The 13,653-nt window shown below is 39.3% G+C and carries 12 protein-coding genes and 1 pseudogene; 3 read left to right on the forward strand and 10 right to left on the reverse strand.

All coding sequences use genetic code 11. The features are described from left to right. Window positions 1-180 precede the first annotated feature (180 nt). Together BW986_RS19430 and BW986_RS19435 are read left to right on the forward strand one after the other, a co-directional pair. Window positions 181-501 carry a YckD family protein gene (locus tag BW986_RS19430; RefSeq protein WP_076369799.1) on the forward strand — a complete coding sequence of 107 codons (321 nt, stop codon included), beginning with the start codon at window positions 181-183 and terminating at the stop codon, window positions 499-501. 168 nt (window positions 502-669) lie between these two features. Further along, complete coding sequence (locus BW986_RS19435; protein ID WP_076369801.1) at window positions 670-2,643, forward strand: S9 family peptidase; 1,974 nt, start codon at window positions 670-672, stop codon at window positions 2,641-2,643. A 260-nt stretch (window positions 2,644-2,903) separates the two neighbouring features. Here BW986_RS19435 and BW986_RS19440 read toward each other — a convergent pair whose 3' ends face one another. The 8 genes and pseudogenes from BW986_RS19440 to BW986_RS19470 form a co-directional block, all read right to left on the reverse strand. Beyond that, window positions 2,904-3,335, reverse strand: a complete 432-nt coding sequence (locus BW986_RS19440) for a CBS domain-containing protein (RefSeq protein ID WP_142244689.1) — start codon at window positions 3,333-3,335, stop codon at window positions 2,904-2,906. A gap of 79 nt (window positions 3,336-3,414) precedes the next feature. Continuing rightward, window positions 3,415-4,251 (reverse strand): MBL fold metallo-hydrolase, encoded by an 837-nt coding sequence (locus tag BW986_RS19445; protein ID WP_076369803.1) that lies wholly within the window; start codon window positions 4,249-4,251, stop codon window positions 3,415-3,417. Window positions 4,252-4,457: 206 nt separating this feature from the next. Beyond that, entirely contained in the window at window positions 4,458-5,438 is a 981-nt protein-coding gene (locus tag BW986_RS19450) for an ABC transporter permease (protein ID WP_076369805.1), read from the reverse strand. Beyond that, window positions 5,431-6,345: an ABC transporter ATP-binding protein gene (locus BW986_RS19455; protein ID WP_076369807.1), complete on the reverse strand. Its 915-nt coding sequence runs from the start codon at window positions 6,343-6,345 to the stop codon at window positions 5,431-5,433. Before BW986_RS19455 ends, BW986_RS19450 begins: the two co-directional genes overlap by 8 nt. Continuing rightward, entirely contained in the window at window positions 6,342-7,133 is a 792-nt protein-coding gene (locus BW986_RS19460) for a GDSL-type esterase/lipase family protein (RefSeq protein ID WP_076369809.1), read from the reverse strand. The genes BW986_RS19455 and BW986_RS19460 overlap by 4 nt, the downstream gene beginning before the upstream one ends. A 266-nt stretch (window positions 7,134-7,399) precedes the next feature. Continuing rightward, window positions 7,400-7,512 (reverse strand): annotated as a pseudogene (locus tag BW986_RS30830) (bile acid:sodium symporter family protein); the annotation flags it as partial. A 41-nt stretch (window positions 7,513-7,553) separates the two neighbouring features. Further along, window positions 7,554-8,750: an MFS transporter gene (locus BW986_RS19465; RefSeq protein ID WP_397222660.1), complete on the reverse strand. Its 1,197-nt coding sequence runs from the start codon at window positions 8,748-8,750 to the stop codon at window positions 7,554-7,556. Between the two features lie 68 nt (window positions 8,751-8,818). Next, complete coding sequence (locus tag BW986_RS19470; RefSeq protein ID WP_076369811.1) at window positions 8,819-10,951, reverse strand: PAS domain S-box protein; 2,133 nt, start codon at window positions 10,949-10,951, stop codon at window positions 8,819-8,821. A 362-nt stretch (window positions 10,952-11,313) separates the two neighbouring features. Here BW986_RS19470 and BW986_RS19475 point away from each other — a divergent pair, with 362 nt between their 5' ends. Further along, entirely contained in the window at window positions 11,314-12,228 is a 915-nt protein-coding gene (locus BW986_RS19475) for a YitT family protein (RefSeq protein ID WP_260320902.1), read from the forward strand. Window positions 12,229-12,313: 85 nt separating this feature from the next. On the opposite strand, the gene BW986_RS19480 is transcribed toward BW986_RS19475, so the two are convergent. Both BW986_RS19480 and BW986_RS19490 read right to left on the reverse strand, forming a co-directional pair. After that, window positions 12,314-12,508 (reverse strand): cold-shock protein, encoded by a 195-nt coding sequence (locus tag BW986_RS19480; protein WP_034307294.1) that lies wholly within the window; start codon window positions 12,506-12,508, stop codon window positions 12,314-12,316. Between the two features lie 849 nt (window positions 12,509-13,357). Next, entirely contained in the window at window positions 13,358-13,564 is a 207-nt protein-coding gene (locus tag BW986_RS19490; protein WP_061463486.1) for a cold-inducible protein YdjO-related protein, read from the reverse strand. Window positions 13,565-13,653: the final 89 nt, after the last annotated feature.

Genomic DNA, 13,653 nt, shown 5'->3' on the forward strand with positions numbered 1-13,653 from the left:
CTGCTTACATTTAAATTACCCCATATCTTTCTGTAACAAACCCTTACACTATTTTTTACATAAAACTGTAAATGCTGTAAATGATAATAAAGGAATGAGAATCTTCCATATTGAAAACCACCATAAGGAAGAGACTTTCAGGTTTTACCCAAAAATCCAATTAGAAGGAGTCGTCCGTTCATGAAAAAGTTTTTAGTCATCTGTTTAACAGCCTGTTCCCTATTCTTGGTTAATCTGAATCACTCGGCTGCACAGGAAAATAAAGCAAAGCCGGAAAGTGTCCAATTCACTGAAGCTCAAAAATCGGAAATCGCTAAGATCCAAAAACAGATACTCGCTGATAAAAAGTTATTGATCGAAAAATATGTCGAGTTTGGCGCGCTTTCGAAAGAAGAAGCCGATAAAATGGTTTCACATTTTGAAGAACATTATAAAATGATGGAAGAACATAATTTTCAAATTCCGCCGCACCGCCCACATTCTCGACACATGCACAAGTAATTGCATGTTATTTGCCTATAGCCTGATAATCCGACCTGATGAATAGGCCGGATTATTTTCATTTCTTTCGTCCTTGATAAATAAACATTCCGCGTTTACCATTTACTAAAGGATTTATATTTCTCTTTAGCGAAATACATAACTATGAGAAATGAAAGGGTGAAAAGGATGAACAAAATAGGTATAACAGCAAGAGACTTATTTCACTTGAAATCAGTAACCGACCCAAAGCTATCCCCGGATGGAAGCATGGTGATTTATGTCCAAACAAGAATAGATGAAAAAACGGAAAAATACATTTCCAATCTGTATATGTTCAGCCTGATAACGAATGAAACAAAGCAATGGACGTTTGGGGATAATCGTGATACATCACCAGCCTGGTCCCCCGACGGCAAGCATATCGCCTTTATATCGGACAGATCTGGTAAAAAACAGGTCCACATTATAGGGAGCATTGGCGGGGAAGCTCGACAGCTGACCCATTTCGTGAACGGTGTATCAAAGCCTATTTGGTCTCCTTGTTCCACCAAATTGCTGCTTTCAACCGGATTAAAGGTGGGGGAAAACCTTAATACGGTCAAAGAAAATGATTTGTCCAAAGAAGTTCATAGGTATGACCGGATTAAGTATAAATGGGATGGAAGAGGCTATTTTGATCAGTTATATCAGCAGCTGGTTATAGTGGAAATTTTTAAGGGAGATTCCACATTGCTAACGGAAAACAATATTGATCATCATCCGAATGCTTGGTCCCCAGACGGACAGCATATTGCATTCATAAGCGGGGATGCAGAAAGAAGTGATGATGAACTATTTTCCGATATTTTCATCATGGAACTAGAAACGAAAGCTTTAGAGAGGATAACGGATGGCAAAGGTTTTTTTAGAGATCCGAAATGGTCTCCAAATGGCGAATATCTATCTTTCATTGGCCATAATAAAGAATTTGCCGGTGCCACCTTTTCAAATATCTGGTTATATTCCATTTTCGATCAAACGACTCAGTGTTTGACCGATGGATGGGACGTCCAAATTGGAGATTCCGCAATTGGTGATTTCCAAATCGGAGCCGTCGACCCAGGTATCTTATGGACAAACGATAGCCAAGGCTTTTACTTTTTAATTAGCGATTACGGAAATACCGGAGTTTATTATGGTTCCATTGAAGGAGCCATGTATCCATCGATCCTTGACCCGCAGCATATATACGGCCTGACTATAGATCCCGAAAGCCATCGTGCTGTGGTGGCTATCAGTACACCTGTTCATCCCGGCGATCTCTTTGCTTATAACCTTACAAACGGCGATAAGGAACAAATCAGTTTTGTTAATGAGGATTTTTTGAAGGATAAACATTTGTCTATGGCTGAACCCATTACATTTCCATCTGTTGATGGTCTTACCATTCACGGCTGGATCATGAGACCGACCGATTTTAATGGCAATCAAAAATATCCGCTCATTTTAGAAATTCACGGCGGTCCGCATATGATGTATGCCAATACCTATGTACATGAATTCCAGACCTTGGCTAATGAAGGGTATACTGTATTGTTCACTAATCCGCGCGGGAGTGTAGGATATGGCCAAGACTTTGTAAATGCCTGCAGGGGCGATTATGGTGGCATGGATTATAAGGACTTAATGGCTGGAGTTGATCATGTTTTAGCCACGTATGATTTTATCGAGCATGAAGATTTAGGGGTATCCGGGGGAAGTTATGGAGGATTCATGACAAATTGGATCATCGGACATACCAACCGCTTCAAGGCCGCTGTGACTCAGCGTTGCATAAGTAATTGGCTAAGTTTTTATGGGGTCAGCGACATCGGCTATTATTTTACAGAGTGGGAAGTAGGCGGCGATATCGTTAACTCTGCTGAAAAATTATGGCAGCACTCTCCTTTAAAATATGTTTCCAATGTGACTACCCCTTTACTTTTACTTCACGGTGAAAAGGATTTCCGCTGTCCCATTGAACAGAGCGAGCAATTTTTTGTCGCTTTAAAACGGCAAAAAAAAGAAGCGATGCTTGTTTCATTCCCAGATGAAACTCATGAAGTATCCCGAAGCGGATCTCCAAAAATGCGCCTGCAACATGTTGAGGAAATCAAAGGATGGTTCAATAAGCATCTTTAAAAACAAGGCTGTTTTCGCATACTTTGTTGCTATTTACCAAGTAAAGCGGTGTGGTTGATTTCCCCTCCAGATGCTCGCTTTCCGCGGGGCGGGCGGTGAGCCTCCTCGGCGTAAACGCCTGTGGGGTCTCACCTGTCCCGCAGGAGTCTCGCACTTGCGCTCCAATCAACCTTAAATCGTTTCGTTTTTAAAAACAACAATCTTTACGAAAAGAGCTAAAAACAAAAACTCTGTTAGCAAAGCTAACAGAGTTTTTGTTTTTAGTGTTGAATTTGGTCTCTGTCCTCGGAAATCGAACTTAAAGCATTTCCTGCCATTGAATTTGTCTGTTGGTGTACAGCAAGATCACCTAATGCCACGACTCCCACCAGCTTGTCATTCTCAATGATTGGGAGCCTTCTGATTTGTTCGGTAGCCATTAATTCTTCAGCTTCCTCCACCGACATATCGGGCCTACCTGTTACAAGGTTCGTGGAAATGACATCAGTAATTCTAGTTGAATTCGGCTTTTTCTCGGCAACACAACGAATGACGATATCCCTGTCTGTGATGACACCAATTAAATGGTTATTCTCCAATACAGGAATGACACCAACATCATCATTCTTCATTTTGACTGCTGCTTCATATATATTATCTTCCGCCGTGCAACAATCCACGTTTGTTGTCATGATATCTCTTAATGTAGTCACGGATATCCCTCCATTTTCATAAGTTGCTTGTTTATTTTTGACTTCTGTAAAGAAATTATTCATGAAACACGCTCACGCTTCATTCCACATATTTCCCATGATCCGGTTTAGCAAATGAATCGAACTCCTTTGCAAGCTTTGATAAACCCATTTCCAGTTCTTGCCCTTCAACAGGATACCCGTGCCCCGTTATGGCAACAGCCGGCTTCATACTTTCCAATAACTTTACAGATTCTTTTGCAGCCTCCCAATCAGTTGTCAAATACCGCGGTGGGCCCGCAATTTCTTTCTCCTGAGTAATAACCTTGTATAGGGAATCTTGTCTGACATTCACAAAAGCATCTCCAGCAATCAAACTTCGGTCACTTTCACGGAAAAGTGAAATATGTCCTTTTGAATGGCCAGGGGTGTGAATCCATTTCCAATCGCGAAGCCCGGGAACACTTTGATCATCAGGCAATGGCTGAACTTTTTCATCAAGGTTGATTCCCTCATTCGGAAATATCCATGAAATTTTTGCGACCATCCCCCCTTCAACTGTAGGATCCGGTTCGGAGTAATTTTCCTGTCCCGTTAAATAAGGCATTTCTTTTATATGGGCATAAACAGGAGCATTCCAATACTCCATTAGCTCAATCAGTGCACCAACATGATCGAAATGTCCATGTGTCAAAATAATGGCAGCAGGTGGATTCCGAGGTCCATATATTTCTTCAGCCGTTTTCTTTATTACCTCCGCTGAGCGTGGCATCCCTGCATCTATCAATACCCATTTATCATCTTTGGGTGACCCTACAAAAATCACATTAACGATTTGGACGGACAGACAATATATATCTTCATTTATTATCTGTACATCACCACTGGAAACTGAAGTCATTGGCATCAATTTTTCATTCAAATGATTATCATCCATTTATAATCCTCCAAATTTTGAACAATCTTTTTTAAAAGGATACCCTGTACAAGAAAATAAAAAACAACCTATAATTTATATAGGCTGTTTCAGACTGTAGACAAATTCGAAGAAAAGTTGCAGATGATTTCAGTTCATATAAAACATAAAAAATCATGCAGTATAACCAAGTCATGGTTTAAAATCATGGTTATCATTTCTTCACCTCAGTATACATCCCTTCGGGTAAATACTGTAAAGGATACAATTAAAGCAAGAGCCCACCAAACGAGCAAAGTAGTGACAGACGATAATAAAGTCATCCCTTCTATCGGGGGAGCCGTCCCGCTAATATAGGCGGTCAACTTCAAATTCACCATAAAGAAATATTTCGCTGATTCCCATGATGAAACCATATTGTTCAATATAGCCCCGGAAATTAATGCTGCCAGCATGATGCCCATTCCTGCAGGGGTGCTCCTCACTAAAACCGAAAGCATGAAAGAAAGGGTCCCTACAACGACCGCCACCAGCCAGACAAGTCCCAAATCCATCAATAAGAATTTCCATTGTTCAACTAACCTTACTTGACTGACATCCACATCAGCACCATGCAATTCGAATCCGGTTATTACAGGGGCCCCCCATCCTTGATACCCGAAAACGATTCCTGATAAAAGGTAAGACAATATGGCTGTCATCGCCACGATAATCGAAACCGATAATAATAATGTTACATATTTGCTCAATAAGATTTTCCAGCGCTCCACTGGCCTTGTAAGCAATAGCTTGATCGTGCCTTGTCCATTTTCGGAAGAAACCAAATCACTGGCCACAATCATGATCAACAGCGGAATGAACAAATCAATTGCATTTTCCAAAAACATGCGTGTAAAAGTAGCTGCGCCTGGTTCTGAGGGATTGATATCATGATCGAGATAATATTGCTGCTGCTTCAGACTTACTTGCAGCTGTTCACGCCACTCATCCAGCATCCTATTCGAGCCCAACCGATTTTGAGTATCAATGATTTGCTGCTGAAGAGCTGCACGCCAATCATCAGTTCCCAACTTCTCCCGCTGCTCTTCCACTTGTTTGTATTGGGCATATGTAAACATCAACACTAAAATTCCAACGATGATACCGATTATGATCAGCCGTTTTTTTGCCAACATCTTCATCATTTCATTTTGGACCAAGTTATTCAATGCCTGCACCTCCGACACCGGTAACTTGTAAAAACAACTCTTCCAATCCCGGGAGCTTTCGATTCATTTCATGCACCCTTACCCCTGCTTGGTTAAGCGCAGCATTCCAATCGGGTGTTTTGAGTTCATCATAAGCTGTAATGATATATTTTTGATCTAAGGTAATATCGGTGAAGCTGCTTAGAATTTCCGCTCCCTTTTGAAAAGGTTCCACCCGCCAAATTAACCGCTCCTGCGTGGATAATAAGCTTTCCACTGTATCCGTTTTGATAATTTCCCCGCCTTTAATAATTGCGACCCGGTCACAAAGTTGCTGTATTTCACCTAATAAATGTGAAGAAACCAGTACACTCATACCTTCATCTTCAGCCAACTTCCTGATGAATTGTCGCATTTCACGGATTCCCGCAGGATCGAGCCCGTTAGTCGGTTCATCCAAAATTAACAGCTTAGGGCTGTTCAGCATTGCCTGCGCGATTCCTAAGCGCTGTCTCATACCTAACGAATAGGTCTTCACTTTATCGTGAATTCTCGCTTGTAGACCGACGAGTTCAACAACCTCGATCAATCTTGTTTCATCTACTTCAGGTAACATTCTTGCAAAGTGGATCAAATTATCCCACCCACTCAAAAATGTATATAATTCTGGATTTTCAACGATGCAGCCCATTTGCTTCATAGCCTTCGTAAATTCCTGACGAACATCATACCCGCATATATGGATGGAACCCGAGGTTGGCTTAATCAATCCGACCAACATACGGATTGTCGTCGTCTTACCTGCTCCATTCGGTCCTAAAAATCCGAAAACCTCACCTTCATGCAACTCAAAATCTATTCCTTTAATAATTTCCCTTTTGCCAATCTTTTTTCGCAAGTCCCTAACAGACAATGTCACCTGTTTCATCGTTCCACATCCTCCCATTTTATTAAAGGAGCAACTCTATCGGCAATTAAACGATACCCCTTCTTATTAGGGTGAAAATTGTCCGAATACAAAAACTCATTTACCGACAATTGAAATAAATCGAATGTTGGAACGAAAATTGCATTTTCATAATGAGCCACTACTTCAGCCGTTTCATTATTCCAGTCCCGTACGATGCGGTTTGTATCAAAGTCTTTATCCAAATCTATAAATGGGTTATACAAGCCAAGCAACAAAATAGTGGCTGAATCATTGACTTTATTTATATCTTTAAAAATTTGATGTAAATTTCCCAAGAAATTCTTTTGTGATACGGAAGTAGCTTCCCGATCATATTCAAGCAGGGTCTGCCCTTTTTGAAATAAATCGTTACCCCCGATTGTAACTAAAATAACATCAGCTGCCTGGATTTGGCGCTTCACTTCCGGTTGTTTCACTTGCTGCACCAATTCTTTAGACACTTGTCCATTAATTCCGAGGTTATGAATGATTGGTTTTCTATTATATTGACTCTTCAAGTCTTCAACAACAAGTCCAACATAGCCTTTGCCTGTTTCATCACCTGTGCCACGTGTTAATGAATCGCCTATCGCCACTACCGTAAAATCTTCGGGAAGGTCATTTTTTATGGGGGTTTCTTCAATTACTTCCATATCGGATGTTCCTTTTCCATAATGGTCCATAATCGCCCATCCTAGGCAAAATACAAAAAACAGACCGATAAGAGCTGATACGATGGTAGTAGCCAACACTTTTGGTTTACTCAAAAACACTCACCCTTCCATTCATTCTCTATCTTCCATTAAATCATATTATTTCCAAAAACAAAAAAACGTTTACTTATGGTTAAAAATCCCATAACTTAATTATTAACAGCATTTCAGCATTTCTTTTATAAAGCGCAACCTTCCCCTCTTATCAATAAAAAAGGCAGAATGGGATTCATCTATTCCCTTTCTGCCTTTTTTTATTTGCTGTTTAATTGATCCCTGACCCACCACGGTATTCCTTTTGATTTTGTCTGCTTTTTTTCGGAAACATTATGCCACCCACTAAAGGTGGCACTCCGGACGGCCGCTAGTGGTGAAAAAGAACGGTCGTTAATGCAGCACCTAAACCTGAGTTTTGCATGCCCACTTCAATTGATTTTGATCATTGTATCTCCTTGTATTAAAACGGACCACTCATTATTTTTTAATTATACCTAAGGGTTTCCCCATTACTTTTAAATTTTTCTCTAACTTCATGAGCCAAATTGTAAGCAGCATCCCGATCAGTGTGAGTAAACCATAAAATAAATAGACTGAATATATTCCTGATTTATCCAATATTATCCCGCCGCTGAAGGTACTGAACCAGTTTCCCAATCCGTTGCCAATGGCGGAATAAAGCGTTATTGCTGTAACTGTTATATGTGCAGGGACAACTTCCCTGATATATTGTAAAGCTGCTGGTATGAATAAGCCAAGTGAAAACCCTTGAATGACCGAAGTCACATATACGGTAGCCAAACTTGGTTCGGTGAAGTACAAACCCCAGCGGACCAATGAAGCCGCGCCAGCCAATAAGGTAATTGGCAGCAGGCCTATCTTATGAATCCATGTACCTGCCATTCTCATAAAGGGAATTTCCGATAATACAGCTAATAGGAACGCAATGCCAATTCCTGTATATGTTCCGCCTCTTGCCTCGACAAACAAACCATAGTATACATTATTTGCAAGATTAGGACCAAAAAGCAAGAACGTGATAGCAAGAAAGATTAGAAAACGTTTCATGGTGATCAATTCTTTCATTCCGCCGAAAAGTTTCACTTTTCCCCCAGGAGGCTCTTCGGGCAAACGAAGAGCCAGGCTAGCCGCGATCAACAGGCCGAAGAAAAAGGCATAAAATATAACGGAAGGACCCATGAAGGATTCAGATAACTTTCCCATTACAAAAACCGCCACACCGTAACCAAGTGATCCGAATAAACGGATTTTCCCATAATTCGATTTGATTTTTGTTGTATATTGAAGGGTGATGCTATCAGAAACTGGTATTATCGCACTTTGAAAGATGGCCAAAGCAATTGCGACGGATACTAAAAGGAAATAGGGTTCGAACAGCAAATAGCCTAAACCGAATACACCAGCAAGAAACGATGTCATTGCAAGTATTTTTGCTGGTCTCCCGCTCCAATCACAGACAATTCCCCAAAAAGGTTGAAAAACGATCATCACTATCGGTCCAACAGACATGATCGTACCTATTTCAATACCGGATAAACCTGCTTCATTGGCCAAATAAACGCTTAATAGCGGTGTTAAACTTCCCACTGCAAAAAAAGAAAAAAGGTAAAATACCTTCAAGTTTATAATATTGACATGCTTTTGTTTTTCCAAATCCAGTTCCCCCACGCAGACTCTTCTACAAAGTTGTTGATTTTTTTCATTGCTTCCTAATAGGCATTTTAAATAGGGAGCACGATATTAAAGACTGTTCCTTTATTGACTTCGCTCTCGACAAAGACATTCCCCGAATGGCTTTCTATGATTTTAAAGCTGATCATGAGACCTAACCCGTTTCCAGATTTTTTCGTTGTGAAAAATGGTTCCCCGAGTCTCTTTAGCTGCTCTGGCGGCATCCCAATTCCTGTGTCGGTAATGGATATATGCACTTTATCCTCTTTAAGTTCAGTGATGACATTTATGAACCCACCGTCAGGCATAGCTTCCATACCATTTTTAATGAAGTTCAATATGACTTGTTTTAACCGATTCTCATCACACTGAACGAGTATCTCTTCGTCATTACAAGCCGAAATCAGCGTGATGTTCTTCTTCCTTGCTTCAAACTCCGTCAAAGATACAACGTTTTGAATGATCGACACAAGATTCTTCGTTTCCAATATCAATGCCTGTGGTTTGGCCAATTGTAAGAACTCTTCAACTATCTCATTCACACGATTGATTTCATCCATGATTATTTCTAGATATTCTTGTTTATTTTTGTCCGTTTCATCCAATTGCAAAAATTCCGTATATCCTTTCATGGATGTCAGCGGATTCCGAATTTCATGTGCCACCCCAGCTGCAAGCTGACCGACAGCGGCTAATTTATCCTGCCGATGGAGCATCTCTTCAGATTGTTTACGCTCAGTTATGTCATATCTAAGTGCCAAAAACTGAAATGGCTTTCCTTCTTCGTTGAAAAATGGAACAATGGTTGTATCGACCCAATAAAAACTGCCATCTTTCGCCTTGTTCCTGATTTCACCTTTCCAAACTTTCCGTTCATGGACGGTCTTCCACATTTGTTCAAAGAATTCCTTTGAATGGTATCCAGAATTAACCATTCTATGGGTTTGGCCTATCAATTCACCTTTCCCATAACCTGAAACCTCCGAGAACTTTTCATTCACTTCAATAATGACTCCGTTATCATCGGTTATCGCCACAATCAAGGATTGGTTTATTGCATAATGCATATCTTCCAGTTCCTTGATAGACCCCTTTAAAGCATTTTCTGCTTTTTTACGGCTGGAAATATCCGAACGGATGGAAATATATTGATATGGTTTCCCCTTTTTCATAAAAGGAACGATAGTTGTATCAACCCAATAAACATTACCATCTTTAGCCCGGTTGCATATTTCACCATGCCATGTTTTCCCTTGGCTGATCGTTAGCCATAAGTCAGTGAAAAATTCTTTTGCATGATAACCAGAATTTATTATGGAATGGTTTTTCCCTATTAGCTCATGCTTTTCATATTGTGATATTTCCAGGAATTTTTCGTTAACATATGTAATGATTCCTTTTGCATCCGTGATGGCGACGATTGCCGATTGATCTAAAGCATAACGGATATCACTCACAGTATTATCGCTTTTTGCTAACCGACGGCCCACAATCGTACTTGAAGCTATCAAGCTGGCAAGGATGAATAATGAAACGAAGCATGTAAGATAAAGCATAAATGGCGTGAGTGGAACAAATTCAACCGTTTCATTTTTCACGTTCATCGGTAACACTCTCACAAAAAGATAATAGCCTTCAATGATTGCCCCGCTCATCATGAGCGTACTGACTGGCTTTAGCGAAGATTGACTTAATTTATTAAAATAAAATAATATTGCAAGCGCTGCTACAAATAATATAAAGATACTGAAAAGCGTACTGAGAACCGACAATGGGTTAAAGTGCAAGGAGTGATTTAAAGAAGATGTTCCCATTATATAATTAGATAAAATGGCCATCGTAAACATAAAGCCGCAAAAAATGATTTGCAGGACTTGGGTTTTATACGATATGGCCAATAACCCAACCCCTGCGAGCGCTATCGCTAAAGCTAACGAAAAAATTATTGTAGAAAAGTTGGATGCTGCCATTCCTGAATTATCGAGGGTATATATGACCACAAAATTAAGCGTCCAGATTGCCACTCCCATAGAGCAGCTGCTCCCTATATATACCAGGCGTTTATATCTCTCTATCGTCAGTAATGTTGTCAGTAAATCCAAAGCCGTATAACACGCCATTATTATCAATAGTACTGCAATCATAAAGAGGACAGGATTTGATGCCACAATTGATTGTTCCATTTTTTTACTTGATCACCTCTACCGTTCTATTCTCCTATATTGTAATGTAAATTCACAGGACCTCAAAGGTTTTTTATTTCCTTACTCCTATTTGATTCTTACGGAGCACCCCTTGCCTCAAGAAAATGAAGGTTTTTTCATAAATTCAATAAAATGAGAAATACTATTGTTTTGTATGGAGTAGAATATGAATACATGGTAATGACAAGCATTCACACCCCTGTTTCATCATTGCAGGGAATTATCAATAATACGAATAATTATTCAGGAATATATTAATCCAGAATGTTAATTTCTTTATTTAATTATACCTATAGGTTTATAATTAAATAGAACCTATATAGAGAGAAGGAGTGGGGGTCATGATTATGTCAGACCTGGCAGGTGCAAGTACAACAGAAATTATGCAAAAGAAGACCCAGCATAAAAAATTAACACTTAGACAAATTTTACAGAGAGGTCTATTAATTACGATCGGTGCGGTTTTAATGGCTGTCGGCCTCGAGATTTTTTTAGTGCCGAATAACGTAATCGACGGGGGCATAACGGGTATTTCGATTATGTTATCTTACATCACTGGATGGAAGCTTGGAATCTTTCTTTTCATTTTGAATCTTCCTTTCTTTTTCATCGGTTATAAACAAATCGGAAAAACCTTCGCGTTATCTACCCTTTATGGAATTTTAGTCCTTTCCATTACCACTACATTGCTTCATCATGTACCAGCTTTCACTCAAGATATCCTCCTAGCTTCCGCTTTCGGCGGAATGATTCTTGGAATTGGTGTTGGAATGGTCATACGATATGGCGGCTCATTGGATGGTACAGAAATACTTGCTATTCTCGCTAGCAAGAAACTCCCTTTTTCCGTTGGGGAAATCGTCATGTTCTTTAATTTATTCATCCTTGGCAGTGCGGGCTTCGTATTCTCGTGGGATCGTGCCATGTATTCGATCATAGCTTACTTTGTGGCATATAAAACGATGGATATCGTCATCGCAGGTTTGGACGAATCCAAATTTGTTTGGATTATCAGCGATGAATTTAATGATATCGGCGATGCGATAATGAATCGTCTTGGACGGGGCGTAACCTTTTTAGCTGGCGAAGGAGCTTATTCTGGTGATGATAAAAAAGTCATCTTTTGTGTAATAAACAGACTTGAGGAAGCAAAACTTAAAGAGATAGTCAAAAGCTTCGATCCATCTGCATTTCTTGCCGTAGGCGATATCGCGGAAGTTCGAGGCGGTCGGTTCAAGAAAAAGGATATCCACTAAACTCAACTGCTTTTTGCTTCATCCAATTGGCAAAAAGATAAAAAAAGCTGAAGGGAGAATCCCCTTCAGCTTTTTTTATATAGCCTTAATAGTTTCTTGGATTGTTGATTGCTTGAAGCATTCTGGTGCCGGGTTTCATCTCGCTGCTACATAACGGACAAACATGTTCATCATTACTTGTAAAGTTATCGCGAATCCAACCTTTGCAATCTTCTGATGTACATTCCCACACCTTTGTTTCTTCAGGAATGATTTCTTCCGTATTATTTCTTCTATACATATATCTCACTCCTTAGAATTGAATTGACTCCGTCCTGCATAACAGATCACAAGCCATAAAGATAAAAGAAAGAATAGATGGCGTTTAATCTAAATTGTGAGTAAATAACCATTCGCAAATCTAAGTATGATCATTGTTCTTTTCAAACAAACTTTTGAATGGTAAGAACTTGAGATTACGACATGAATTTTTCATATCTCAGTAACCATTATATCATATATATGCTTTACATATTTGAAGAAAGATTCTAAAAAAAGAAATGATTCCCCAAAATGAAACACAGTCCCTGACTTACCCTTCAAGATAAACGAGACTGCGCTGTTTAAGAATCCATTCCATATGGTTCTTCCTGCTCGTTCAATGAACATTTCAAAGCAATCGAGCATGAGAGTAATTTTTAATGCCAAAACCTAAAACAATGAAAGCCCTGCCTCTCTCCCATCCATACGGTTCCTAGACCGTGCCTGCGAGAATCAGATAAAAGCTTGTAAGTACATGTTTATTAATTAAAACCGTCCGTAATTCCAATTGGGTAGATTAAATTCCAAAAGACAAATGGTACATAGAAGTAAGTTAATGAAGAACAGAAATGGATCGAGGAAAATAATTACATGTAGTTCTTTTTTCTAGATGTGTTTAACTTGTTTCTACTTCATCATGAAAATGATGAAAAATTATTTTATTAATAAAAATGTTACTTTAAATTACCCTCCAGTGTTTTATTTTAATAACACTGAAACTTAACTATACCATAAATATATTTATATGTAAAGCCTTAATCCAAAATGAGATCACCCCGTCATACTTCTTTCTTAAAATAAAAAATAAAGAGGCTATGATTCACCTCTTTTATTTAAATGCATTATACTCATTTTCAATTTTTGGAAGTTCCCTGACTTCCTCGACTAATTGACTTCCGCACATTGGGCAATCATAGTTTTCCGAGGCAAAATCTTTTCTCATCCAACCATTGCAATCTGCTGATCCACAAGCATATACTATCGTATCTTCCATAACGATTTCTGGTTCCTCTGAATTCTTTTTACCAAAATACATGAGCAACCTCCTCTTTTTTATATAAAGACTCTGATTAAAGGCGCAAGATTTCTCCTTTTTATCATTCCTAGTATACGCATTAAACTAAA

This window comes from Peribacillus simplex (assembly GCF_900156045.1).
Classification (GTDB): Bacteria; Bacillota; Bacilli; order Bacillales; family DSM-1321; genus Peribacillus; species Peribacillus simplex_D.

Coding starts and splice junctions, on each gene's coding strand:
- BW986_RS19455 (WP_076369807.1), bottom strand. CDS start 6,345: ATGAAACAGGTGACATTGTCTGTTAGGGACTTGCGAAAAAAGATTGGC.
- BW986_RS19470 (WP_076369811.1), bottom strand. CDS start 10,951: ATGGAACAATCAATTGTGGCATCAAATCCTGTCCTCTTTATGATTGCA.
- BW986_RS19475 (WP_260320902.1), top strand. CDS start 11,314: ATGATTATGTCAGACCTGGCAGGTGCAAGTACAACAGAAATTATGCAA.
- BW986_RS19430 (WP_076369799.1), top strand. CDS start 181: ATGAAAAAGTTTTTAGTCATCTGTTTAACAGCCTGTTCCCTATTCTTG.
- BW986_RS19480 (WP_034307294.1), bottom strand. CDS start 12,508: ATGTATAGAAGAAATAATACGGAAGAAATCATTCCTGAAGAAACAAAG.
- BW986_RS19435 (WP_076369801.1), top strand. CDS start 670: ATGAACAAAATAGGTATAACAGCAAGAGACTTATTTCACTTGAAATCA.
- BW986_RS19445 (WP_076369803.1), bottom strand. CDS start 4,251: ATGGATGATAATCATTTGAATGAAAAATTGATGCCAATGACTTCAGTT.
- BW986_RS19490 (WP_061463486.1), bottom strand. CDS start 13,564: ATGTATTTTGGTAAAAAGAATTCAGAGGAACCAGAAATCGTTATGGAA.